Source organism: Brevibacillus sp. FSL K6-0770, assembly GCF_038000275.1.
Lineage (GTDB): Bacteria > Bacillota > Bacilli > Brevibacillales > Brevibacillaceae > Brevibacillus > Brevibacillus parabrevis.
In genome coordinates, this window is the sequence record NZ_JBBOBQ010000001.1 from 30001 (window position 1) to 54137 (window position 24137).

The following is a 24137-nucleotide window of genomic DNA, read 5'->3' on the forward strand; positions in this document are numbered from 1 at the left end:
AAAATAGCGGAACAGGTTCCATTCAGAGTTCATTGCAACCACCTTTCATTAACTTTCGTGATCTGATTATCTGCACTCGTTATTTTTTTGATTTATCTGTCTAATACACTCTATACCCGAACGTTTTACACATTCCTTGACAGTAAATTATGCCGTTTGTTACACTGTCTTAAAATATTTGCCGAGAGGGGCTTTCTACTGTGCGGGAAGATAAATTTGTCAAAGAAGGACTAACATTTGATGACGTGCTGCTTATCCCAGCAAAATCCGAGGTTTTGCCAAGAGATGTCGATCTTCGGGTAAAGCTCAGCGAGACAGTTAGTCTGAACATTCCTTTGATCAGTGCCGGAATGGACACGGTAACAGAATCAGCACTCGCGATCGCGATGGCCCGCCAAGGCGGCATTGGCATCATCCATAAAAACATGACGATTGAGCAGCAGGCGAGCGAGGTAGATCGCGTAAAGCGCTCGGAAAGTGGCGTCATTACCAACCCGTTTTCTTTGAGCCAGGATCATACAGTAGCAGAAGCGGATGCTCTGATGGGCAAATACCGCATTTCCGGCGTGCCGATTGTCGATGAAGAAAAGCATCTTATCGGGATTTTGACCAACCGTGATCTGCGCTTTGTTCATGACTACTCCACACCAATCAAAGAAGTGATGACAAAAGACAATCTGGTGACTGCTTCTGTAGGAACAACGCTCCAGCAAGCAGAAGCGATTCTTCAAAAGCACAAGATTGAAAAGCTGCCACTGGTTGATGAGAACAATATTTTGCGCGGACTTATCACCATTAAAGATATCGAGAAGGCGATTCAATACCCGCAGGCAGCCAAGGACCCACAGGGACGCTTGCTGTGTGGCGCGGCGGTCGGTGTATCTGCTGATACGTTCGAGCGTGCAGCGGCGCTTGTACAGGCAGGTGTGGATGTCCTGGTGGTCGATACAGCACATGGACACTCCAAAGGTGTAATCGAAACCGTAAAAGCCATTCGCAAAGAGTATCCAAACTTGACGATCGTAGCGGGAAATGTTGCGACAGGACAAGCTACCCGCGATCTGATCGAAGCTGGCGCATCTGTTGTAAAAGTCGGTATCGGTCCGGGTTCCATTTGTACTACTCGCGTCGTAGCAGGTATCGGTGTACCGCAAATTACCGCGATTCACGATTGTGCCCAGGTAGCTCGCGAGTACAATATTCCAATTATTGCCGACGGCGGTATTAAATACTCCGGCGATTTGCCAAAAGCGATCGGCGCTGGCGCTTCTGCGATCATGATCGGCAGTCTGTTTGCCGGAACGGAAGAAAGCCCAGGCGAATTTGAGATTTTCCAAGGCCGCCGTTTCAAGGTATACCGCGGTATGGGCTCGATTGGCGCCATGAAAGCAGGAAGCAAAGACCGTTACTTCCAGGAGAACGAACAAAAGCTTGTTCCAGAAGGAATCGAGGGCCGCGTTCCTTACAAAGGGCCGTTGGCAGATGTGACCTACCAACTGATTGGCGGTTTGCGTGCAGGGATGGGTTACTGCGGAGCGAATACGATCGAGGACTTGATCCAGAACTCCCAGTTCGTCCGGATCACGGGAGCCGGCTTGCGTGAAAGCCATCCACATGACGTGCAAATTACCAAGGAGTCGCCGAACTACTCGATTTCTTAGTTTATAAGAAAATCCCCCCTTCTAGAAAGAAAGGGGGGTTATTTAATTTGTAGGCAAAAATTTAAAAACTGGTCGCAGTTAACGTACAGCTATCTTCTATAAATAGCGATTTCTCCGTCAGAGGCAATATTTCCTACTATCTTGAGGCGATAGTTCCCTGGGACGACAGATACTGGGTCGGTATAATCAGTATTGCCTTTTGGCGCAGTTAATCTTCCTAATTTAATTGTTTTCTCTACTTTTCCATTCTCGCTTAATTTTTCGATGTAAACTGTTACATCGCAGTTACTATTTGAAGCATCTAATCCAGCGTTAGCCTTTCCAAAGAGATGGAATGTGTCACGGCCAATATATGTACCTCCCTGTGTTACGCTGAAAGACCTCCAGTCAAGTTCAATGCTCATGGTACTAATATCCTTTTTAGTTTGCTGTTCCACTAGGGAATCGGTGTTCCTTTTTTCGACTGCGGCATGAGCAGAAACTGGATTCATAACAACCAAACCAAGAGCGAGTGAAGCAAAAGTGTATAAAACCTTATTCACGAGATAAGCCTCCTTAAATATTGAATATATTGCCATTTATACCATAATATAATTTAATTTCAATTATATTTTATATATCCAATCAATTACCTACTAATGAGTCTATTTGGACTTCAATGAGATCGTAATGGTATGTTAAACTTACACTTGGTGCTCAATTACCGTATGAATTTATGACAGAATTGGAGAGTGAGAAGAAACTATGAAGCGAACAACATGGAAAAAGCGACTGACAGGTCTGATCCTTTCTCTCGCAGTGTTTGCAACCGCAATGGGAGGAGCGGCGACGAAGGCCGATGCAGCACCTGCAGCCGATCTACAACTGGCAGCGAAATCTGCCATTCTATTAGAGGCATCAACAGGAAAAATATTGTACAGTATGAATCCAGATGCCTCACTGCCACCTGCCAGCATGAGTAAGATGATGGCGGAATACCTGGTGCAAGAAGCAATCAAGGAGAAGAAAATCAGCTGGGATGAGAAGGTGCCCGTAAGTGAGTATGCCTTCTATGTGGCAAGAATCTCCGATACGTCTGGCGTATACCTAAATCTAGGTGAGTCCTTCACAGTCAGAGAGCTGTACAATGCGATGGCTGTCGTTTCTGCTAATGACGCAACTGTACTGCTTGCTGAAAAGATTGCGGGCAGTGAAGCAAACTTCGTGCAGATGATGAACAAGAAGGCTGCAGAGTTTGGTATGAAAAACACGTCTTTCGTAACATCTAGCGGTTTGCCAGCCAACGAGTTGGGACCATATTCCGTTAAGACAGATCAAGTGGAAAACCTGATGTCTGCTCGCGATTCGGCCATCCTCGCTAGAAACCTGATTCGTGATTTCCCAGAAGCTTTGGAAGTATCCAAGATCCCACGGTTTACGTTCCGTCCCGGTTCTAAAAATGAGCTGAAAATGGCGAATAACAACTGGATGCTGCCTGATCTCCCGAATTACTATCAAGGTGTAGACGGATTAAAGACTGGTTATACCCAAGCAGCAGGCAATTGTTTTACTGGTACGGCCGTTCGTGATAACATGCGCTTGATTTCTGTTGTCATGGGAACAGACAGCAAAACAAAGCGCTTCGTAGAAACCAAAAAGCTTTACGACTACGGTTTCAGCAATTTCAAATTAACCAAGCAGTTGGACAAGAATGCTTCTGTAAAAGGCTTTGAAACTGCACCTGTAAAGAACGGGGTAGAACTGACAGTACCAGCAGTAACAGGCAGCGAAGTAAACGTACTGACCAAAATTGGCGGGGAAGCAAAATTCACCCCAACAGTTACCTTCCAAGACTTGAACGCGCCAATCAAGCAAGGCCAAGTAATCGGTAAGCTCGTACTGAAAGAAGAAGGGGCAAAAGACACCGATTACCTCCAGCCGGAAGACGCGGCAAAAGCAGGCGTGGATGTAGTGGCAAGCCAAGAGGTGGAAGAGGCGAGCTGGATTCGTTTGTTCTTCCGCAGCATCATTCAATTTTTCAGCAACTTGTTCAGTAGTGGAACAGGAAATTAAATAATAGTTGTTTTCCCCCTCATCTATCGTTTACAATGACGGTAACAAGGAACCATAACAGAGCATAACAGTTACGGTTCTGACTTCATGATGTAGGGGGAATTTTCATATGGTACAAGTAGGAACGTCCCGCGTAAAAAAAGGTATGGCTGAGATGCAAAAAGGCGGCGTTATCATGGACGTCGTAAATGCTGAGCAAGCAAAGATTGCTGAAGCTGCTGGCGCCGTAGCTGTTATGGCGCTGGAACGCGTACCTTCTGATATCCGTGCTGCTGGCGGAGTAGCCCGTATGGCTGATCTGGGCATTGTGGAGGAAGTTCTGAACGCTGTTTCTATCCCTGTTATGGCAAAAGCTCGTATCGGACATTTTGTCGAAGCCCGCGTACTGGAATCAATGGGTGTAGATTACCTGGATGAAAGTGAAGTTTTGACCCCAGCCGATGATTTGTACCACATCAACAAAAAAGACTTCACTGTGCCGTTCGTATGTGGTGCGCGTGATCTGGGCGAAGCGCTTCGCCGCATCGGAGAAGGAGCTTCCATGATCCGCACAAAAGGTGAGCCAGGGACCGGGAACATCGTAGAGGCAGTTCGCCATATGCGCACGATGATGGCTCAAATCCGCAAAGTGCAGGCGATGTCTTACGATGAGCTGATGGCAGAAGCGAAAAATCTCGGTGCTCCATACGAACTGCTGGAACAAGTACATCAAACTGGCAAACTGCCTGTCGTGAACTTCGCGGCTGGTGGCGTAGCTACCCCGGCAGATGCGGCACTGATGATGCAATTGGGCTCTGACGGCGTATTCGTCGGCTCAGGTATTTTCAAATCGGAAAATCCGGAAAAATTCGCGCGGGCAATTGTCGAGGCAACTACCCACTACACAGATTACGAGCTGATCGCACGCGTATCAAAAGGCTTGGGCAGTGCGATGACGGGAATCGAGATTTCCAAAATCCGCGAAGCTGATCGCATGCAAGAGCGCGGCTGGTAAGGTGAGTCAAATGAAAATCGGTGTACTCGCGCTGCAAGGGGCTGTGGCAGAACACTTGCGCATGCTGGAGGAAGCAGGGGCGACAGCCGTTCCTGTCAAAAAAGCAGAGGAACTCGCAGACCTCGACGGATTGGTTCTCCCAGGCGGAGAGAGCACGACGATCAGCAAGCTGATGCATAAGTACGGATTCATGGATGCGCTTCGTGAGTTCGGAAGCGCCGGAAAGCCAATCTTCGGCACTTGCGCGGGAGCGATTCTCTTGGCCAAGCAGATTCAGGGGCAGGATGAGTGCCATCTGGGGCTGATGGATATCAAGGTGGAGCGGAACGCGTTTGGTCGGCAAAAAGAAAGCTTCGAGGTCACAATGCCCGTAGCTGGTGTCGGTGCAGATTACCCGGCAGTGTTTATCCGCGCTCCTTACATCGTAGAAGTCGGAGAAAATGCTGAGGTGCTTGCCAAGTACGATGAAAAGATCGTCGTTGCCCGAAACGGTCACTACCTGGCGGCTGCTTTTCACCCGGAATTGACCGAAGATGCACGGCTGCACAAATATTTCCTCGAAATGGTCAAAGAGTACAGAAGCTAAAGCCAATCAATAAACATCCTCGAAAGAAGATCGGCATGAACAAGATGCCGGTCTTTTTTTGTATGAAGATCATCGCGGAGTAGCCTTTACATACGTATAGAACCTGTAGTACAGTTAACAATAGAAGTATGCATGAATGAGAATGCGATGATGAGAACAAGTACCTCATGAAGAATCTGGTGCAGAGAGTCGGTGGTGGGTGCAAACCGATCCGGTCTGTGGGGGAATCCATCTCGGAGTGGCAAAGGAATGAACTTTGTCCGGAACCGTCCCGTTACGACGGATTGAGTGGATACATGTGCAGTCTTGGCGTGTATCAACGAGGGTGGCAACGCGGGTATACAACACTCGTCCCTTATGGGGACGGGTGTTTTTTGCATTTTATTATCGATTCGGAGGGATTCGAACATGTTGGACGTAAAAGTATTGCGTCAGGATTTGGAAGAAGTAAAACGCCGTTTGGCGCATCGCAACGAAGATATTTCCGCTCTGGATCAGTTTGCAGAAGTGGACGAAAAGCGCCGTCAAGTCATTCAGGAAGCGGAAGCTCTGAAAAATAAACGCAACACGGTATCTGAGCAAGTAGCCATCATGAAACGGAACAAAGAGAACGCCGACCATTTGATCGCGGAAATGAAAGAAGTAAATGAGCGCATCAAAGCGTTGGATGAGGAACTGCGTGGGCTGGATGAACAGCAAGAACTGATTTTGCTGAGCCTGCCTAACCTGCCACATGAAAGCACACCAATTGGTACTTCGGAAGATGACAACGTGGTGGCTTGGACGTGGGGCGAGCCTCGCAACTTTGGTTTTGAGGCGAAACCACACTGGGAAGTAGCCAGCCAGGCAGGGATTCTCGATTTTGAAACGGCAGCGAAGGTAACCGGAAGCCGCTTTGTCTTTTACAAAGGACTGGGAGCGCGTCTGGAGCGGGCGTTGATGAACTTCATGATGGATCTCCATTCCAATGAACACGGATATGAAGAAGTCATCCCGCCATTCATCGTGAACCGTGCGAGCATGACCGGAACCGGACAATTGCCTAAGTTTGAAGAAGATGCTTTTAAACTGGAAGGTCCTGATTACTTCCTGATTCCTACCGCAGAGGTGCCAGTGACGAACATGCACCGCGACGAAATCATGGATGGAGCAGACTTGCCTAAATACTATACGGCGTTCAGTGCTTGTTTCCGTTCGGAAGCAGGTTCGGCAGGGCGCGACACGCGCGGTCTGATTCGTCAGCACCAATTCAACAAAGTCGAGCTGGTGAAGTTCGTCAAACCGGAAGATTCCTACGATGAGCTGGATAAACTGGTGAAAAATGCGGAGAAGGTGTTGCAGCTGCTTGGACTGCCATACCGCGTGCTGAGCATGTGTACCGGAGATCTCGGATTTACTGCGGCGAAGAAATTCGACTTGGAAGTTTGGATTCCAAGCTACAATACGTACCGGGAAATCTCGTCGTGCTCGAACTTCGAGGACTTCCAGGCTCGCCGTGCCAATATCCGTTTCCGCCGCGATACAAAATCGAAGCCGGAATTTGTGCACACTTTGAACGGATCGGGTCTTGCGATCGGCCGTACAGTAGCAGCCATTTTGGAGAACTACCAGGAACAAGACGGTTCCATCACCATTCCGGAAGTTTTGCGTCCGTATATGGGTGGAGTAGAAAAAATCTCCCCGAAATAAGCGAGCAAAGAAACGCATAAAAGCATAAAAGCATATGGAAAAGCAAAGCAGCCTTCTGATTCTGACGGGTCAGGGGCTGCTTTGTTTTTGCCAAAAAGAGCTGTAAATCAAGGACAAGGGCATGTTTTGATAAAATGTGTTCTAATACAGTGTGATTTTTTTGAAAATTGTGTTGCGCTGTATTAGTGTCTGTTATATAATAAAAACAAATTTAAAGAATATTGTTTTAATACAGATATGGAGGGAAAGAAAATGGACTGCTATCGGTGTGAAGGAAACGGCGAACAAAATTGCCCAAGATGTGGAGGCGTTGGTCACGATGACAACGGAGCGGCTTGCCATCATTGTTTGGGAGATGGGCATGTGAGTTGCAGTCATTGCAGCGGCAGCGGATATCAGGATTAGATCATTTTTTTTGCACCCACTGTACTATAATAACTTTTCGAAAACGAATCTGTACCATAATAATTCGGACGTTATCAAGGATGGTGACCAGTTTTGACTACGATTCCAACTAATCCATATCCGCTGGAGATTCAGATCACTGGCGAGATGCATTCCGGCTATCAGGACATCCTCACGCCAGAGGCGGTTCAATTTGTGATCAAGCTGGAACAAAAGTTTGGCGACAGACGGCAGCAACTGCTTGCCGATCGCAAGGAACGTCAGCTGAAAATTGATGCGGGACAACTGCCTGACTTTTTGCCGGAAACAGCCGAGATTCGCAACGGAGATTGGACGGTTGCTCCACTGCCGCATGATCTTTTGGATCGAAGAGTGGAGATCACCGGGCCATCTGGCGACCGCAAAATGGTGATCAATGCGCTGAACTCAGGCGCTCGCATGTTCATGGCCGATTTTGAAGATGCCAATTCGCCTACATGGGAAAACTCGATCCAGGGACAGATCAACATGAAGGACGCGGTTCGCCGCAACATATCATACACCAGCCCGGAAGGAAAACAGTACACCCTGAATGAGAAGACGGCTGTATTGATCGTACGGCCGCGTGGCTGGCACCTCGATGAAAAACACATACTCCTTGACCAACAGCCGATTTCCGGCAGCCTGCTCGACTTTGGGCTTTATTTTTACCACAACGTCGATGCCTTGATCGCGAACAAGACGGCCCCGTATTTTTACTTGCCGAAACTGGAAAGTCATCTGGAAGCGCGCCTCTGGAACGATGTGTTTGTTTTCGCCCAGGAGGAACTGAATATTCCGCGGGGGACGATTCGTGCGACGGTGCTGATCGAAACGATTCTCGCTGCTTTTGAAATGGATGAAATTTTGTATGAGCTGCGCGAGCACAGTGCGGGATTGAACTGCGGGCGTTGGGATTACATTTTCAGCTACATTAAAAAGCTGCGCAATAGCCCGGATGTCATTACGCCTGACCGGGCACAAGTGACGATGACGGTTCCGTTCATGAAAGCCTACACCACTTTGGCGGTGAAGACTTGCCACAAACGCCAGGCACCTTGCATTGGCGGAATGGCAGCGCAAATTCCGGTGAAAAACGACCCGGTCAAAAATGAAGAAGCGATTGCCAAAGTACGTGCCGACAAAGAGCGGGAAGCATACGACGGGCACGATGGTACATGGGTAGCTCATCCGGCATTGGTGCCAGTTGCCATGGAGGTTTTCAATCGTTTGATGAGAGAGCCGAACCAGATCTGGTATAAGCGCGAGGACGTGCAGGTGCAGGCGAGCGACCTTCTGGCTGTACCCGAAGGCACGATCACAGAGGAAGGCGTTCGTACCAACATCAGTGTCGGTTTGCAATATATCGAGGCATGGCTTCGTGGCTTTGGGGCTGTTCCGATCCACAATCTGATGGAGGACGCGGCGACGGCAGAAATCTCCCGTGCACAAGTATGGCACTGGATTCGTCATCGACATGGCGTTCTTCAGGATGGCAGAAAGATCACGGAAGGCTTGGTGAAACAGTGGCTGAGTGAAGAATTGCAAGCGTTGAAACAAGCGATTGGCCAGGAGCGTTATGAAAACAGCAAATTCCAGGTCGCGGGCGAGCTTTTCTTGAGGCTGGTGACGGAAGACGATTTTGAAGATTTTCTGACTGTGCCGGGCTATCGCTATCTCTAAATAAAACAATAAAAATGGGTGGGGGAAACGTAAATGAGCAAACAAACAAAACAGGAAGCTATTCAACAGATCGAGCAAAGCTGGCAGGGCGAGCGTTTTCAAGGGATTACCCGGACGTACACGGCGGAAGACGTTTTCCGGCTGCGTGGTTCGGTTCAAATCGAGCACACACTGGCTCGTCTCGGAGCGGAGCGGCTGTGGAACTTGCTGAATACAGAGCATCATATCAAGGCGTTGGGGGCATTGACCGGGAATCAGGCGATTCAACAGGTAAAGGCCGGCTTGAAAGCCATTTACCTGAGCGGCTGGCAAGTAGCGGCTGACGCGAACCTTTCCGGACAAATGTATCCTGACCAAAGCCTTTACCCGGCGAATAGCGTTCCTCATGTTGTGAAAAGAATTAACCAGGCATTGCAGCGTGCTGACCAGATTGATCAGTCCGAAGGCGGCACAGATACGTATTGGTTTGCTCCGATTGTCGCTGACGCCGAAGCGGGCTTTGGTGGACCGCTGAACGTGTTTGAATTGATGAAAAGCATGATTGAAGCGGGGGCAGCAGGTGTGCATTTTGAAGATCAGCTGGCTTCCGAGAAAAAATGCGGACATATGGGCGGAAAAGTTTTGATCCCGACGCAGGCTGCTGTCCGCAATCTGATTTCGGCCCGTTTGGCAGCAGATGTCATGGGAGTGCCGACTATCATTGTAGCTCGTACAGACGCTAACGGCGCATTCCTGATCACGAGCGACGTTGACCAGCAAGACCAGCCGTTTTTGACAGGCGAACGGACGCCAGAAGGATTTTTCCGTCTGCGTGGCGGGTTGGATGCAGCGATTGCCCGTGGACTCGCCTATGCACCTTATGCCGATCTGATCTGGTGCGAAACGTCCGAACCAAATCTGGACGAAGCACGCCGATTTGCCGAAGCGATTCATGCCCAGTACCCAGGCAAGCTGCTCGCTTACAACTGCTCGCCTTCGTTCAACTGGAAGAAAAAACTCGACGAGGAATCGATTGCACGCTTCCAGGAAGAGCTGGGCGAGATGGGCTACAAGTTCCAATTCGTGACGCTTGCGGGCTTCCATGCGTTGAACTACGGCATGTTCGAGCTGGCACGCGGCTACCGCGATCGTGGAATGGCTGCTTACTCCGAATTGCAGCAAGCTGAATTTGCCACAGAGGTGAACGGTTATACAGCTACTCGTCATCAGCGTGAAGTTGGTACCGGCTATTTCGATGAGATTGCACAAGTGATTGCCGGCGGAACTTCCTCGACCACAGCACTGACTGGTTCGACAGAAGAAGAGCAGTTTGCGCACCAGTAATCAATGAAACAAAAACGGACTAGGGGGAATGCCTCCTAGTCCTTCATTTTTTGCCGATAGGTTTGTGTGCCTCCCCATTTTATTTTAGGGTAAGCTCGATTTGCTGGTTGTCTGGGCCGCTACGCGACGAACTGCTTTGCCGCACGGACATTCCCCCTCCAGAGGATGGATTGGAGACTTCCAGTGCGATCCGGCTAGTTGTTTCGTTGAGGTCGATTTGCAGTGCTTCTACGCTACCCGCTGGAATGAGCACTGTCTGATCGATGGGAATGCCGTTTGTGTATGCGATGAGTGGTTCTTTTGTATCTGCGTCTTCCACCCTCAGGTTAAGGCTGCGATCGTTAGCGCTCCGGTTGTTAATCATGATGGTCAAAGAGGAATCGGTCCCTCTTCGCGACAGAACGAAGCGCGTTGTCGAGTAGTTGGAGGAATGGTTCGTCGATGCCATGTTTTGTCCCTCTCCTTCCTTAAACGACTTCAATTGTTGGAATGATTGTTTTGCTGCAAAAGATTGAGGATGGTTTCGCGATTTTGCGTTTCTTTCTCCAGCAATTTTTGAAGCAAAGATTCGAATGAGCTGCCCCCTTCGATACAACCACAAGGAGAAGCGCTGCTTCCGCCTCCCTGGTTGGGTGGGCAAAAGCATTTGACTAACTGTAGCAATAACAGGAGCAGAACGGTGTTGTCGCTGAAGTTAATCAAAGTGCTGTTTCCTACCGTGAAGGAATTTCCGTTGGATATCGTATTGGCGGAGTTGTTGGCAGAGCTGGCGATCCCGTTTGCTGTGCTGGTCAGAGCGCTGTCGTGATTAAAAGTATTATTGGAAGTGCTCAGGTTGGCCGAGTCATTGCGGGCGCAGCTGGTAGAATCAAGGGTACTGTTGGCGTTGCTGTTGTTGTCATTTGTGGAAGAGTTATCTGCCGAACTGGTATTGGTCGTTGTGTTGTCGCCTGTAGTGGCTGTGGCATCGGTATCCGATGTATTGTCCGAGTCGCTGGTGCTTGTAGATGAATTGTCGCCCGTAGTGGAAGTGCTTGGCCCGGCGGAAGAGGTTGCATCGGTATCGGAAGAGTTGGTGGCATCGCTGTTGCTGGTGGACGAATTGTCGCCCGTAGTGGAGGTGCTTGGCCCGGCAGAAGAAGTCGCATCGGTATCGGAAGAGTTGGTAGCGTCGCTGTTGCTGGTGGACGAATTGTCACCCGTAGTGGAGGTGCTTGGCCCGGAGGATGAGGTCGCATCTGTATCCGAGTTGTTGGCGGAATTGCTGTTGCTGGTCGAAGTCTCGGTAGCAGTAGAGCCGCTGTCGGTGTCGGAATTGTTGGTAGAATTGCTGTTGCTGGTGGAGGTTTCGGTAGCAGTAGAGCCGCTGTCAGTGTCGGAATTGTTGGTAGAGTTGCTGTTGCTGGTGGAGGTTTCGGTAGCAGTAGAGCCGCTGTCGGTGTCGGAATTGTTGGTAGAGTTGCTGTTGCTGGTTGAAGTTTCGTTGGCAGTAGAGCCGCTGTCAGTGTCGGAGTTGTTGGTGGAGTTGCTGTTGCTGGTTGAAGTTTCGTTGGCAGTAGAGCCGCTGTCAGTGTCGGAGTTGTTAGTAGAGTTGCTGTTGCTGGTGGAGGTTTCGGTAGCAGTAGAGCCGCTGTCAGTATCGGAGTTGTTGGTGGAGCTGCTGTTGCTGGTCGAAGTTTCATTTGCTGTAGCTTCGCTGTCCGTATCAGAGTTGACAGTGGCATCACTGGAGCTGACCGATTTGTCGATGGATTTGGCAATGATACAGCGGAAACGCCGCCTCCTGGAACGACATTTACGCCGCCGTCGCCTTTTGCAGCGATATCGCGATTTCAAACATTTAACCCTTCTTTTATGACACTTGCACTTCCTGCGGCATCGTCTTCTTCGTTTGATTCGGCACCGTTTGGAAAGCTTTCTTTTCGCCAATGGTTGTCTCACCTCACATGGCAAAAGTATGGTTATACGAGTAGTATAGGTTGGCAAGGCAAAATGGGAACGGCGTTTGTCCTACTAGAAACGCACACATTTGATGGACATCAAAAATGTGGGTACGGATTGTAGCGCGTTGCCGAGAGCACAAAGCAAAACGCATGGCACTGATCAAGCTGAAAAAAGTCAGCGACTGTTTTGCGAAAGAGTACGATCCAATTGCAACTCTTGTTTTTATGCGGTTCTCTAGCAGTCAGAGAGCCGCTTTTTGCGTTCCCTTCGCTTTTTCACACAGTCTTAATAGCTTCTTAACAACCCATTTATATCAGTTTCATTTTGGTTGTTTACGATTAAAAGCGAAAAAACCAAAAGATCAAACACAAATAAAAACGAAAAGGGGCCTTAAAGATGAGAGGGAACCAGTTGAGCTGGAAACGAACCGTTGTTGTCATGACATCCTTTTTTCTGCTTGCCGGATGCGCCACCGAGACGAAATCAGACACTGCTCTGGATGCGTCGCAATTGACCCTGGATCAAATCGTAGAAAAAGCGAAGAAGGAGGGCGAAGTCAACTCTGTAGGGATGCCGGACACGTGGGCAAACTGGGGGGAGACTTGGGGCAATCTCCAGAAGGAATACGGCTTGAAGCATATGGATACCGACATGTCGAGCGCAGAAGAATTGGCCAAGTTTGAAGCAGAAAAAGATAATGCCACAGCAGATATCGGCGATGTGGGCATCGCTTTTGGACCGTTAGCCAAGCAAAAAGGGCTGACGCTTCCTTACAAAACCTCTTACTGGAACGACATTCCCGCCTGGGCAAAAGATGACGAAGGACACTGGGTGCTAGGCTATACCGGAACGCTGGCTTTTCTCACCGACAAGACAAAAGTGCAAAATCCTCCGAAGTCCTGGGCTGATTTGAAAAGTGGAAACTACAAGATCGCGATCGGCGATGTCATGAAGGCAAATCAAGCGCAGTTTGCCGTGCTGGCTGCTGCTTATGCCAACGGGGGAGACGAGAAAAATATCCAACCAGGCGTCGACTTTTTCGCTGAACTTGCCAAAAACAAGCGACTCAGCACGAGCGACCCTAGCCTGGCCAACCTGGAGAAGGGCGAAGTCGAAGTCGCTATCTTGTGGGACTTCAACGCACTCGGGTATCGGGACAAAATCGACAAAAACCGTTTTGATGTCCTCATTCCGGAAGAAGCATCGGTCAGCAGCGGGTACGCTACTTTGATCAATAAATACTCCAAGCATCCGCACGCTGCCATGCTTGCTCGTGAATACATCCTCTCCGACGCAGGCCAGTCCAATTTGGCTCGTGGCTACGCTCGACCTATCCGCGCGAACGCCAAGCTTGATGAATCTGCCAAAGCGAAACTGCTCCCGGAAGATATGTACAAAAATGCCCGTCCTGTAGGTGATCTGGCTGCGTGGGAAGCGACGGCCAAAAAACTGCCGCAGCTTTGGCAAGAGCAGGTGTTGATCCATGTCCGCTAACAACAAGCTGGCCATGATTGTGCTGGACGGACTGAGATTCGACACAGCTGTCTCGCACATGGGGTATATGCATCATCTGGTCGAGTACGGCATCGCGGCCCGCTTTCAGGTACGCTCGGAATTGCCGAGTCTCTCTCGTCCTTTGTACGAAGTTCTGTTGACGGGAACTCCTGCGTGGAAAAATGGAATTTCCAGCAATCAGGCGGCGCGGCTTTCGCACCAGGAGAGCCTTTTTCACCTGACGCGGAAAAACGGGATGTCCAACGCGGCTGCCGCTTATGGCTGGGTAAGCGAGCTGTACAACAAAGCGCCGTTCAGTCCGTTTCACGACCGAATCCAGCTGAACACGGACAGTCCGATCCAAAACGGGATGTTTTACTGGGAGGATCATTACCCGGATACACACTTGTTTGCTGACGCCAACTTTTTGCTGAATGGATACCGTCCGGATTTTCTCTACGTCCACTCCATGAATATCGATGATGACGGTCACAAGTATACGGCTGATTCTGCGCAATATCGTAACCGCGTTCTGGCGGCAGATTCCATCCTGGCAAATGTGCTTCCTGCGTGGATGGATGCGGGCTACCAAATCATCGTGACAGCCGATCACGGGATGACAGCGGATGGGAATCACGGCGGCACCTCCAGCGCTGACCGGGACGTCCCTCTGTTTGTCATCAGCAACCAAGTATCTCCCGGCATTCGCGAGGAGGTCATCCCGCAATTGCAGGTGGCTCCGCTTGCCTGCCAGTTGCTAGGCATCTCCCCTTCGGAAGCGATGCAGCCATTGACCGTATGCGGGCAGAGTAGTAAGACGTCTCCCTGAGGGGGCGTCTTTTCCTCTCAGAAAGGAGCTTTTGCGATGAAACGATTTGCCAGCATGCTTTTGGTCACGACAATTCCGTTCTTTGCGATGATCGCTCTGTTTCTGCTCGTCCCGTTGCTTTCCATGATCGAGGGGAGCTTTCAGGCCGAGGGGGGCGGCGGTTTTACGATCAGCCACTATCAGGAGATTTTTTCTAATCCATATTACTTGCAGGCTTTTGAAAACAGTGTGCTCATCTCGTTCCTGTCGTCTCTTATCGGAATCATCGCTGCTGTTTTCGCTGCCTATGCGATTACCCGTTTCCCGCAGTCTCTGCAACAGCGAGTGCTTGTCATTACCAATCTAACCTCGAACTTTGCGGGGATTCCGCTCGCTTTTGCCTTTATTGTTCTGTTGGGGAATAGTGGTCTGTTTGTATTGCTTGCGAAGCAGCTGGGGATTGATTTTGGCCAGTCTTTTACTCTGTATTCGTGGAGCGGTTTGACGCTTGTTTATGTTTATTTTCAACTGCCTTTGGCAGTGATGCTTTTGTATCCTTTGTATCACGCCATTCAGAAGCAGTGGATGGAAGCGGCCGAGCTGCTCGGGGCAAGTCCCTGGCATTTTTGGCTGCGAATCGGTTTCCCGGTACTGTTTCCGGGCATCGTCGGCACATTCAGCATTTTGTTTGCCAACGCAATGGGTGCCTATGCTTCGGCCTACGCGCTCACGGGCAGCAACTACAACCTTGTGCCGATTCGGATTGGCGCGCTTGTCTCCGGCGACATTTTTGCCAGACCGGAGCTGGGTAGCGCTCTCGCCGTACTGCTCGGCCTGACGCTTGCCGCCGCCCTGGTCGTGAACGAGTGGCTGACGCGGAAGATTCGGAGGGATTTGTCTTGAAGCGAATTGGTTTGCCATCCTTGTCGTTTGCGTTGGTCATGCTGTATTTGTTTTTGCCTGTAGCGGCTACCGTACTTTATTCGCTGGCAACCGAGTGGAACAGCACGGTTTTGCCGGAAGGGCTCACGCTAAAATGGTTCGCGGAGCTGTATGGCGATCCCCGATTTTTGCAGGCATTCGGGCGCTCTTTTGTGCTGAGCTTTTTGACGACAGTTGTTGCTGTCGTGATTATCGTCCCGGCTGTTTTCTCCATTGTCGTTTACGCTCCCCGGATGGAGAAACTGGTTCAGCTTTTTGTGATGCTGACCTACGCTGTACCTGGCGTCATTATGGCGGTCGGCTTGATTCGTACTTATTCAGGCAACGGGATTCCGATGATCGTTATTACAGCCGGGGCGTATCTGGTCGGTCTGCTTCCGTATCTTTATCAAGGAACGCGAAACAGCCTGCTTGCCCTGCACGCCCGTTCATTGATGGAGGCGGCCGAGCTGCTGGGTGCGAGTCGCTGGCAGGCGTTCGTCCGGATTATCGTGCCGAATATCATGTCCGGAATTTTCGTGTCGGCGCTCCTGTCGTTCTCCATCCTGTTCGGTGAATTTGTCCTGATCAACATTCTCGTGGGAGGAAGATACGAGACCCTGCAACTGTATTTGTACAACAAGCTATCGGCAAGCGGGCATGTCGCCAGCGCGATTACTGTCACTTATTTTGTCCTGATGGCGATCATCACCAGCCTGATTGTCAGATTCACACGCCGAAGCTTCGCACGCAAGGAGGTCTCCTGATGAGCTACGTCCAAATCGAACACATGTCCAAAACTTTTCACGGCCAGCACGTGTTGAAGCAACTCGACCTTGCGATTGAAAAAGGCGAGCTGGTTGCGTTGCTTGGCCCTAGCGGGTGCGGCAAAAGTACGCTGTTGCGCATCCTCAGCGGTCTGACTGCCCCTGACACGGGCAAGATTTACATTGACGGCAAAGATGTGACTGACGTGTCGCCAAAAAACAGGGAGATCGGCATGGTGTTCCAATCGTATGCGCTTTTTCCCAATCTTACGGTCAGTCAAAACATTGCCTTTGGCCTGGAAATGAACAAAGTCCCGAAAGCGGATATTCGGCTGCGTGTCCAGGAAATGATCGAGCTGGTCGGGCTTGCGGGAAAAGAGCAAAACTATCCGCGCGAACTGTCTGGCGGCCAGCAGCAGCGTGTAGCCCTCGCCCGTTCGCTGGTTACCCGGCCAAAAGTGCTTTTGCTCGATGAGCCGCTCAGTGCCCTGGATGCCCAGATTCGCAAAAACTTGCAAAAACAGCTGCGCACCATCCAACGCGAGCTGAACATGACGACTGTGCTGGTTACGCACGATCAGGAAGAGGCCATGGCTGTCAGTGACCGCATCTACATCATGAACGGCGGCCGTATCGTGCAGCACGGCAGTCCTCATGAGATTTACACCCAGCCACACTCTGAATTTGTCGCTCGCTTCATTGGAAATTACAACGTGCTGAGCGCCGAGCAGCTGAACCAAATCGCGCCTGATCTGTCCATTCGGGAGGTAGCCGAGCGGTTCGCCATCCGGCCCGAGACATTTCGTGAACAGCCTGTAACTGCGGAAGACATCCGCTTGACCGGGAAGATTGCTCATGTATCCATGCTCGGCAACGTTACCCGTTACGAACTGAACATTGGCGATGTTTCTGTACTGGTGGACACGCTGCACATGTCCTTCGAGTCCGAGCAGACAGGCACAACCAAAACATTGTATTTATGTCCCAAGGATGTGATTCCGCTCTATGACACTATTGCCTGAAGAACGACAGCAAGTGATTCTGGACGAACTGAACCGACACGGTAAAATTCAGGTGATGAATCTGGCAAAAAGCCTGGCAGTAACACCAGAGACCATTCGACGCGATCTGGACCAGTTGGAACAGCAACGCATGCTAAAACGGGTGTACGGCGGAGCGATCCCTTATCATTTGCCAAAACGAGAGCCGCATTTTGAAAAGAAACAAGCGATCCAACAGGCGGCAAAAACGAAAATCGGCCAAATCGCGGCAGAGCTTTTGGCTGACGGAGACACGATCGCGCTCGATGTCGGAACGACAACACTGGAGCTGGCACGTGCCATCAAGGGCCTCAACCAACTGACGATCGTCACCAATTCGCTCCCTGCTGCCGCTTTGTTGAACGAGTTGCTGGAAGCAAATCAATTCAACGGCCAGGTGATTATGCTGGGGGGTCTGACCCATCCGGCTCAACAATCGGTTGCCGGGGCGTTTACTTGCGAGCTGCTCTCGCGCTTTCATTTTGACAAAGCTTTTATTTCCTGCGGAGGAATCACCGCTGATGGCTTCACCGACTACGACATGGAAGAAACTTTGTGTTCGACCATGATGGTACAGCGCTCGGAGCAAGTTTATGTTTTGGCAGACACATCGAAAATCGGCCAAACGCAATTTTCCCGTATATGCGGCTGGCCGGATGTCAGCGCGGTCGTTTGTGACCAGCCGATGCCGGATGAATGGCTTTCGTCAGGCATTCAAACTACCTGGATAAGCGAACATCCGCTAAGGAGAGACTTCACATGCTGATTGACTATCATCTTCATCTGGAAGAAGGGCCCTATTCACTGCGCTGGCTTGACCGCACCAATGCGGCCCTCGATCACTTTCATCCATTAACTCAACCTCGACATACCCGTGCCTGGCTGCTGGACAGCATGGCGCGATTAAATAACCGCTTGTCTCGCGGGGCATACGACCCGGCCTGGATCGATCTGTATTTGCGTGAGGCACTGAACAAAGGCTTGAAAGAAGTAGGGATTGTCGATCATTTATACCGTTTTCGCGAAGCACGCCCTTACTTTGAAAGGTACATGGAGCTGGGCGATACCGATTTGGGTCGCTTGCAGCGCACTTGGCTTGATCAGGTATGCACGGAGAGCCTCAGCGACTTTTGCACGGCGATTGAGGCAGCAAAGCCGCATTGGTCGGCAAGCGGCGTGGAGTTGCGGCTGGGGATCGAAGCGGATTATTTTATCGGCGGGGAAAAAGAGTTGGAAAGCTTGCTGGCTGGCGCTTCGTGGGATTATGTGATCGGCTCTGTCCACTTTTTGCACGGGTGGGGCTTTGACAATCCCGAGACACGCCAGTTGTTTGAGCAGCATGACCTGAAACAGCTGTATGCGGACTTTTTCCACACGGTTGAATGTATGATCAGGAGTGAGCTGTTTGATTTTGTCGCCCATCTGGACAATTTGAAAGTGTTCTCCTATCGGCCTGTGGAAGCGGAGCTTGTGCCCCATTACAACAGGATCGCGACTGCTTTGAAAGAAACGAATACAGCGACCGAAATCAATGCGGGCTTGTATTACCGCTATCCCGTTCAGGAAATGTGCCCCAGCCCGGCTTTTCTGGACGTTCTGGTGGCGCATGGCGTGCCGCTGACGCTCTCGTCCGATGCGCATTTTCCCGACGATATTGGAAAGTATGTGGCAGCGAATTTGGATACGATTCGTTCGCTGGGGGTGGCGGAGGTTGCTACTTTTTCTGGGCGTCGACGGATTATGAAGGCGGTTAGGTAAGCGGCAGGTATTGCAGGCTGCAGGTGAGAGTTGCTTGTAGGAGTTGGAATGGGACAGATGGGATAGGTTGGTGTTTTTGGTTTGGGGTGGTCGCTGGTCGTATATATTGTCTGGATATGACTGGCGGCATGTTTTGATCAGGAGCATTTTCGGGATGCGAAAAAACCTTGGAAAGCCAAGGTTTTTTTGCGTGGAATTTGCCAAAAGATGTGTACCTGCATATAATAAGAGGGTAGGTGAGGTGTCAGAAGAGGGTTCTTTGCCGCTTTTTGAAACAGCCCATACTTGTCCCCGTAGCTCAGCAGGATAGAGCAACGGTTTCCTAAACTGTAGGTCGGAGGTTCGAATCCTCTCGGGGACGCCATGCAGATGAAAAGCCTTGATTTCTCAAGGCTTTTTCTTTTTGAACATGCTATGTCGGTTAAATGCTCACCTCAACTCCTGTAAAACCTACCGCCTAACCTGCCTTCCCCGCCCCCAAACAACCAACACAAGAAGCCCAACCGTCACCATCAAAAAAACATAAGGCACCCCCGCCTCAATCGTCCCGTCAACAACGCCCATGAAATCCATCCACTTCTCCTTGTTCAACGTACCAGTAAACATAATCAGCAAATAAAACGCCTCAAATGCCTTATTACTGCGGGTCCAGACACCCATTGCAAGAGCAAGCGAGGGAATAAACAATGCACCAATTCCCCAGGCCAACAACCCGCTCGCATCGCCTTCCACCATATATCGCACGGCAAGACCGCTGCCTGTCAAAACAGCAACGATCAACCCCGCCAGCCACGAAACAGGGATTTGCCTTTGCAGAGGGGCTGGGCTGGAAAAAATGATATCCCTCGTGTTGTAGCGTATCTCTCTAACCCCCATGTTCGACCAAAGCAACACGGGCCAAAGCCAAGCGAGGGGAGCGATGATTCCTTTTGCCAATGGAAGCGGTGCAAACAGCGTAAGAACAATGAACAAAAAGGCAATGGCATACCACCACAGCGGTTGGCCTTTGAGCATGAGCTTTAACTCTACCTTCAACATATCCCATGCATGAAACCGCATCGTTACCTTGCTTAAAGCAGCCACGCGCCCATTTGACGATTCAATCCATTTATTTTTGTCATTTTCCACATAGCTGCTGACTTCCTTGCGAGAGAAAAAGCCAAGCTGCCATTTGCCCGATTTTCTTATTGGTTTATCGAAGCCACGAAATGCCACAGCAGCCAGCAGGAGCAACGGAATGGCGATGATGATCCAAAAAATCCGGCTGATAAAAATATCCCAACTCCAGTTCACGCCGCTCCAGAGGAATGTTTGTAGCGGCTCCTCTACTAACACGACGCCGTCTGACAGAACTCCTGGCGTTTGGGGAAACAAGTGCTTATAAGATTCACTGATGCTGTCTTTAAAAATTTCTCTTCCGGTAAAGCTGCTGACAGGGAGGCCGAAAATATCAAAGGTGGGGATGCTGATCAGCACAGTAGGAGCCCAGATGCAGAAGAAAAACAAGATGTTCCCAAAGCCGGTTCGAAGCACGGGGAGTGTTTCGAAAAGTACGGCAAGTGCGGATAAAGCAAACATGCCAGGCAAAATGATAATGACCATCGGCAAAACAAACGAGCCAAGGTCGATAGTCAGGTCTTCCTGACGCAGCAGCTGCATGACGATGGCCATCGTAAACGTCAAAATGACAATGATCGTCAGTATCGCAAAGTTGCTCAGAAACTTGCCAGCCATATAGTCAAGCTTGCGGAGCGTTGTCGTTGAAATGATTTGGCCGACTCTAGTTTGCCGATCGCGCTCGATCGTATTTTTTATCAAAAAGAAGCCAAACATCGTCAAAAAGCTCATGACGGAAATGGAAACGGCTGCTCCGATCCAGGCAGAATTAAGGACACCGCGATATTGGTCTATTAACAACACGGCGTATGTCGCCTGACTGTTGGGAACGAACAGAAAGGCGCCGATGATGGAAAGAAACAAGGTAACCAAAAATCCATAGCCGCGGGTGCGCTCTAACAGGTCAGCTCGTGCGATATGATAAACTTTGCGAATCCTGCTCATTGCCGCACCTTCCCGTGGTTGGAAATGCAGTGCAGATAGGCGTCCTCCATACCGGGCGAAACTAACTGGGCGTCATTCGACGGCGACTCGTCCGAGACAATGCGGAGCAAAACACCGCCACCAGAGCGAACCGTACTGCTGATCATCCATTTTTTGCGCAGCTCCTGAACTTCGGACGAGCTAACGTTCCATTCCCATACCTTGCCTTGCACAGTTTCCAGCAGCTCATCCGGCGAGGAATGATGCAGGAGGTGTCCTTTTGACAAAATCGCTATGGATTCGGCAGTAGCCTCCACATCGGACACAATATGCGTGGAGAAAATGACGATGCGATCACCGGAGAGGTCCGACAACAAGTTTCTGAAACGTACCCTTTCAACGGGATCAAGCCCGACAGTCGGCTCGTCTACGATTAAAATTTTCGGATCATTGAGCAGCGCCTGAGCAATTCCGATACGCTGCCGCATTCCTCCCGAATAGCCCCCGATTGCCCGTTTGCGCACATCGTACAAGTTAACGACGTGCAGCAATTCCTCAATCCTAGTCTTGGCTTCTTTCCTGTGGACCCCTTTGATCGCTGCCATGTATTCGAGAAATTCCACGGCATTGAGGTGAGGATACACGCCGAAATCTTGCGGTAAATACCCGAGATTTTCACGAATTGCATCAGGATTTTGAAAAATATCGACGCCGTTCCATAAAATCGTGCCGGTCGTTGCGCTCGTAATCGTCGAGATGATGCGCATCAAAGTGGACTTCCCCGCACCGTTTTCACCAAGCAGCCCGAGCACGCCTGGTTTCAACTGCAAACTGAAATCTTTAAGTGCCCAAAAATCTTGGGAATACTGCTTGCCGACACAATTCAATTCCAGTTTCAAGCTCCGATCCCTTCTCTCTGTATACTCTCCACTCCAAAAGACATTTGATCGATAAAAAACAAAGTATTCAGGGTTGTTTTTAATGATATGACAAAGCTGTTTTGCAAGCAATTGAAAACTGAAAGGGCGTTGTTTTTGTTTGTCATGGTAGAGGAAAACACAATTATGCAAGTTTTGTAAAAATATGTAGTGTTACGTCGGAGGGGGATGGTAATATCTTCTTGTTCTAATATGAATGACAAGTTTTGGTCTGGAAAGGCAGGCATTACATGCGAAAACAGATGATAGTAATGTTGGCGGGAGCACTTGTGGGTCAATTAGTCATCGCGGACGGGTACGCGGCAGCAGGGTCGTCTTCTTCTAGCAGAAGTTCCAGCTCCTCGGGCAGCAGCAGTTCTTCAAGCAAAAGTTCCAGCTTCTCGGGCAGCAGCAGTTCTTCAAGCAAAAGCCCCAGCTCCGCGAGCAGCAGCACCTCCAGCAAAAGTTCCGGCTCTTCAAGCGTCAAATCATCGAGCAACAGCAAAAGCTCGTCCTCGAAAAGCACAAAAAGCTCAAAAAGCACCTCTAAATCGAGCAAAGTAAAATCCAAAACATCGAAGAGCGCAACTCCTTACTACGTGGATCACGACGACGATGATGATGACGACGATAATTACTACGAATACAACGCGGAGGAAGATACAGGGGAAGAAGAATGGAGCAGCGAAGAGGAGAGCGAAGCCGATGCTAATGCCGACGCCAATGCTGCTTCCGAAGAAAGCAGCTCCGCCTCCAATAGCCAACCAGCACCTCCTGAGGAAGCGGTCAGGAAGGATCTGATCCAGTTACTGCCTGCGAATCCCCCTTTTTCTATAGACATGCAGGCAAATATTTTGGCTGACATGAAAAAGCATCAGTTGCTGCCGAACCAGATTTACCGTATCTGGATTGACGGGCAACACCGTTACTTTTTGCTGCAAAAGAACGGGAAGGTCGAAGAAGTGAGTGGAAACCAACTGCAAAAGCGCCAGCTTCCGGTATACGATTTGGCACTTTTGTCTGCGTCATTGCTCGATTATTACAGGGACAAGTTCACCAGCCACAACCTCCCGACCAACCAAATTTACACAGTGGAAGAGGATGGCGGGCTAAAAGCCCATCTGTTCCTGCAATCGAACGGAGCGCTGGCATTCTTTCCTGCGTATGAAGCTGTCAAAAAGAAAGTTCCGATCGTGGAGGCGTCTTCGCTGCTCGTTTCCGATGAAATCCTTTATTCGTACATCAAGGAGATGAGGGAAAATCAATTCCCGCTCAACATGGCTTACCGCAAAAAGATCGGCTCCATCGAAAGATACATCTACCTCGACGAAAATGAAAACGCCAAGCTGATCAGCACCACAGAAGCGAAAAAGCACCAGGTGGCAGACTACGAGCAGATGCTGATTCCCCAGGCAGCCATAGAGAGCAGCAAGCTTGCCATCATGCAGTCAGGAGTCCCGGTGCAAAAAGTTTATGCCATGCAAGTGAACGGCTTGCCCAAGCTGTTTCATTATAAGGACAACCAGACGGTAGAGTTGATCACCAGAAGTAACGCAAGCAAGTATGAAACTATACCATTCGATCAGGCCGTCCAGACGGTTCAGGAAGAAGAAGAGAAACAACTCTTCTTCGAGAGCGTAAAAAAATGGTCGATGTTTGGTCTTTTTGTCCTTCTTCTTGCACTTATCGGGCTTGTGCTTTTCTTGAACAAAAAAGGAATCGTTGCGCGCAAGAAATAAACGCGATGAAGCAGCGCTTCCCAGTAAAAAAATGGGACTTCGTTCATCTCTGTGCTGGTAACGGAACAAGCATTTACAGCGTCTTACTTTACATAGGATCATCGCGATTTCTTGGGTCGTAGCCCTCGTCGATCGAGTGATTTTTGTCCTTGTCGATGAGCAAGGTTTGTTTCTTCCTTTTTGCACGCCAGTCAATCAACACTCCAACCAGCAAGATAGCCACACAAATGATTGTGAACAGCAGCCAGAAACGCATTGGTATCACCTCAATTTTTTATGTGAAGGAATACAGGAGGAA

At 49.9% G+C, this 24137-nt stretch carries 24 protein-coding genes, 1 tRNA gene and 1 other annotated feature (1 of these 26 running past the window's edge); of the genes, 18 read left to right on the plus strand and 7 right to left on the minus strand.

The features are described 5' to 3' along the window. A protein-coding gene (locus NST23_RS00215) for a YaaC family protein (RefSeq protein WP_281869174.1) crosses the window boundary here: on the minus strand, positions 1–33 show its 5' portion. The gene continues 1017 nt to the left of window position 1, outside the view; 33 of the gene's 1050 nt are visible here — the first part of the coding sequence; its start codon is at positions 31–33; the stop codon falls past the left edge of the window. 167 nt (positions 34–200) lie between these two features. On the opposite strand from NST23_RS00215, the gene guaB reads away from it, so the two are divergent. Beyond that, positions 201–1661 (plus strand): IMP dehydrogenase, encoded by a 1461-nt coding sequence (gene guaB / locus NST23_RS00220; RefSeq protein ID WP_122966896.1) that lies wholly within the window; start codon positions 201–203, stop codon positions 1659–1661. Between the two features lie 89 nt (positions 1662–1750). Here guaB and NST23_RS00225 read toward each other — a convergent pair whose 3' ends face one another. Then, on the minus strand, positions 1751–2203 hold the full coding sequence (locus NST23_RS00225) for a hypothetical protein (protein WP_122966895.1): 453 nt from the start codon (positions 2201–2203) through the stop codon (positions 1751–1753). Between the two features lie 202 nt (positions 2204–2405). Between NST23_RS00225 and NST23_RS00230 the strand changes: the two genes are divergently transcribed. The 6 genes from NST23_RS00230 to aceA all read left to right on the plus strand — a co-directional run bounded on the left by NST23_RS00230 (position 2406) and on the right by aceA (position 10411). Continuing rightward, positions 2406–3713 (plus strand): D-alanyl-D-alanine carboxypeptidase family protein, encoded by a 1308-nt coding sequence (locus NST23_RS00230; RefSeq protein ID WP_173598240.1) that lies wholly within the window; start codon positions 2406–2408, stop codon positions 3711–3713. Positions 3714–3822: 109 nt separating this feature from the next. Next, on the plus strand, positions 3823–4707 hold the full coding sequence (gene pdxS, locus NST23_RS00235; RefSeq protein ID WP_122966893.1) for a pyridoxal 5'-phosphate synthase lyase subunit PdxS: 885 nt from the start codon (positions 3823–3825) through the stop codon (positions 4705–4707). A 10-nt stretch (positions 4708–4717) separates the two neighbouring features. Next, on the plus strand, positions 4718–5293 hold the full coding sequence (gene pdxT, locus NST23_RS00240; protein ID WP_122966892.1) for a pyridoxal 5'-phosphate synthase glutaminase subunit PdxT: 576 nt from the start codon (positions 4718–4720) through the stop codon (positions 5291–5293). 138 nt (positions 5294–5431) lie between these two features. Continuing rightward, positions 5432–5652 (plus strand) — a binding site (T-box leader). Positions 5653–5701: 49 nt separating this feature from the next. Continuing rightward, on the plus strand, positions 5702–6982 hold the full coding sequence (gene serS / locus NST23_RS00245; protein WP_173598241.1) for a serine--tRNA ligase: 1281 nt from the start codon (positions 5702–5704) through the stop codon (positions 6980–6982). A 498-nt stretch (positions 6983–7480) separates the two neighbouring features. Then, positions 7481–9088, plus strand: coding sequence for a malate synthase A (gene aceB, locus NST23_RS00250; protein ID WP_173598242.1), 1608 nt, complete (start codon positions 7481–7483; stop codon positions 9086–9088). Positions 9089–9121: 33 nt separating this feature from the next. Next, positions 9122–10411: an isocitrate lyase gene (aceA, locus tag NST23_RS00255; RefSeq protein ID WP_173599959.1), complete on the plus strand. Its 1290-nt coding sequence runs from the start codon at positions 9122–9124 to the stop codon at positions 10409–10411. A 79-nt stretch (positions 10412–10490) separates the two neighbouring features. On the opposite strand, the gene NST23_RS00260 is transcribed toward aceA, so the two are convergent. Beyond that, positions 10491–10859, minus strand: coding sequence for a hypothetical protein (locus NST23_RS00260; protein WP_340962942.1), 369 nt, complete (start codon positions 10857–10859; stop codon positions 10491–10493). Positions 10860–11093: 234 nt separating this feature from the next. On the opposite strand from NST23_RS00260, the gene NST23_RS00265 reads away from it, so the two are divergent. The 10 genes from NST23_RS00265 (at position 11094) to NST23_RS00310 (ending at position 19507) form a co-directional block, all read left to right on the plus strand. Continuing rightward, on the plus strand, positions 11094–11219 hold the full coding sequence (locus NST23_RS00265) for a hypothetical protein (RefSeq protein ID WP_267901892.1): 126 nt from the start codon (positions 11094–11096) through the stop codon (positions 11217–11219). A gap of 78 nt (positions 11220–11297) precedes the next feature. Continuing rightward, complete coding sequence (locus NST23_RS00270) at positions 11298–12269, plus strand: hypothetical protein (protein WP_340962943.1); 972 nt, start codon at positions 11298–11300, stop codon at positions 12267–12269. 482 nt (positions 12270–12751) lie between these two features. Continuing rightward, positions 12752–13849 carry an ABC transporter substrate-binding protein gene (locus NST23_RS00275; protein ID WP_173598246.1) on the plus strand — a complete coding sequence of 366 codons (1098 nt, stop codon included), beginning with the start codon at positions 12752–12754 and terminating at the stop codon, positions 13847–13849. Further along, positions 13839–14678, plus strand: a complete 840-nt coding sequence (locus tag NST23_RS00280) for an alkaline phosphatase family protein (protein WP_122966078.1) — start codon at positions 13839–13841, stop codon at positions 14676–14678. Before NST23_RS00275 ends, NST23_RS00280 begins: the two co-directional genes overlap by 11 nt. Positions 14679–14714: 36 nt before the next feature. Then, positions 14715–15560, plus strand: coding sequence for an ABC transporter permease (locus NST23_RS00285; protein WP_173598248.1), 846 nt, complete (start codon positions 14715–14717; stop codon positions 15558–15560). Further along, positions 15557–16345, plus strand: a complete 789-nt coding sequence (locus NST23_RS00290) for an ABC transporter permease (protein WP_063230261.1) — start codon at positions 15557–15559, stop codon at positions 16343–16345. Before NST23_RS00285 ends, NST23_RS00290 begins: the two co-directional genes overlap by 4 nt. Then, entirely contained in the window at positions 16345–17367 is a 1023-nt protein-coding gene (locus NST23_RS00295) for an ABC transporter ATP-binding protein (protein ID WP_309539282.1), read from the plus strand. Before NST23_RS00290 ends, NST23_RS00295 begins: the two co-directional genes overlap by 1 nt. Further along, positions 17351–18151 (plus strand): DeoR/GlpR family DNA-binding transcription regulator, encoded by an 801-nt coding sequence (locus NST23_RS00300; RefSeq protein WP_122966075.1) that lies wholly within the window; start codon positions 17351–17353, stop codon positions 18149–18151. Before NST23_RS00295 ends, NST23_RS00300 begins: the two co-directional genes overlap by 17 nt. Beyond that, positions 18145–19143 carry a histidinol phosphate phosphatase domain-containing protein gene (locus NST23_RS00305; RefSeq protein ID WP_340962946.1) on the plus strand — a complete coding sequence of 333 codons (999 nt, stop codon included), beginning with the start codon at positions 18145–18147 and terminating at the stop codon, positions 19141–19143. The genes NST23_RS00300 and NST23_RS00305 overlap by 7 nt, the downstream gene beginning before the upstream one ends. Positions 19144–19430: 287 nt before the next feature. After that, positions 19431–19507 (plus strand) — tRNA-Arg (locus tag NST23_RS00310). A gap of 86 nt (positions 19508–19593) precedes the next feature. On the opposite strand, the gene NST23_RS00315 is transcribed toward NST23_RS00310, so the two are convergent. The 3 genes from NST23_RS00315 to NST23_RS00325 all read right to left on the minus strand — a co-directional run bounded on the left by NST23_RS00315 (position 19594) and on the right by NST23_RS00325 (position 22659). Further along, complete coding sequence (locus NST23_RS00315) at positions 19594–20802, minus strand: ABC transporter permease (protein ID WP_340962947.1); 1209 nt, start codon at positions 20800–20802, stop codon at positions 19594–19596. Between the two features lie 398 nt (positions 20803–21200). Then, the gene (locus NST23_RS00320) at positions 21201–22082 is read right to left on the minus strand and encodes an ABC transporter ATP-binding protein (RefSeq protein WP_173599953.1); all 882 of its coding nucleotides are present in this window, start codon (positions 22080–22082) and stop codon (positions 21201–21203) included. 313 nt (positions 22083–22395) lie between these two features. Next, entirely contained in the window at positions 22396–22659 is a 264-nt protein-coding gene (locus NST23_RS00325; protein ID WP_309539280.1) for a hypothetical protein, read from the minus strand. Positions 22660–22699: 40 nt separating this feature from the next. On the opposite strand from NST23_RS00325, the gene NST23_RS00330 reads away from it, so the two are divergent. Then, positions 22700–23839 (plus strand): hypothetical protein, encoded by a 1140-nt coding sequence (locus tag NST23_RS00330; RefSeq protein WP_309539279.1) that lies wholly within the window; start codon positions 22700–22702, stop codon positions 23837–23839. A gap of 88 nt (positions 23840–23927) precedes the next feature. Here NST23_RS00330 and NST23_RS00335 read toward each other — a convergent pair whose 3' ends face one another. Continuing rightward, positions 23928–24095 carry a hypothetical protein gene (locus NST23_RS00335; RefSeq protein ID WP_167470366.1) on the minus strand — a complete coding sequence of 56 codons (168 nt, stop codon included), beginning with the start codon at positions 24093–24095 and terminating at the stop codon, positions 23928–23930. Positions 24096–24137: the final 42 nt, after the last annotated feature.

Coding starts and splice junctions, on each gene's coding strand:
- NST23_RS00295 (WP_309539282.1), top strand. CDS start 16,345: ATGAGCTACGTCCAAATCGAACACATGTCCAAAACTTTTCACGGCCAG.
- NST23_RS00300 (WP_122966075.1), top strand. CDS start 17,351: ATGACACTATTGCCTGAAGAACGACAGCAAGTGATTCTGGACGAACTG.
- NST23_RS00305 (WP_340962946.1), top strand. CDS start 18,145: ATGCTGATTGACTATCATCTTCATCTGGAAGAAGGGCCCTATTCACTG.
- NST23_RS00285 (WP_173598248.1), top strand. CDS start 14,715: ATGAAACGATTTGCCAGCATGCTTTTGGTCACGACAATTCCGTTCTTT.
- aceA (WP_173599959.1), top strand. CDS start 9,122: ATGAGCAAACAAACAAAACAGGAAGCTATTCAACAGATCGAGCAAAGC.
- NST23_RS00335 (WP_167470366.1), bottom strand. CDS start 24,095: ATGCGTTTCTGGCTGCTGTTCACAATCATTTGTGTGGCTATCTTGCTG.
- NST23_RS00280 (WP_122966078.1), top strand. CDS start 13,839: ATGTCCGCTAACAACAAGCTGGCCATGATTGTGCTGGACGGACTGAGA.
- pdxS (WP_122966893.1), top strand. CDS start 3,823: ATGGTACAAGTAGGAACGTCCCGCGTAAAAAAAGGTATGGCTGAGATG.
- NST23_RS00260 (WP_340962942.1), bottom strand. CDS start 10,859: ATGGCATCGACGAACCATTCCTCCAACTACTCGACAACGCGCTTCGTT.
- serS (WP_173598241.1), top strand. CDS start 5,702: ATGTTGGACGTAAAAGTATTGCGTCAGGATTTGGAAGAAGTAAAACGC.
- NST23_RS00315 (WP_340962947.1), bottom strand. CDS start 20,802: ATGCAGCTGCTGCGTCAGGAAGACCTGACTATCGACCTTGGCTCGTTT.
- NST23_RS00275 (WP_173598246.1), top strand. CDS start 12,752: ATGAGAGGGAACCAGTTGAGCTGGAAACGAACCGTTGTTGTCATGACA.
- NST23_RS00230 (WP_173598240.1), top strand. CDS start 2,406: ATGAAGCGAACAACATGGAAAAAGCGACTGACAGGTCTGATCCTTTCT.
- pdxT (WP_122966892.1), top strand. CDS start 4,718: ATGAAAATCGGTGTACTCGCGCTGCAAGGGGCTGTGGCAGAACACTTG.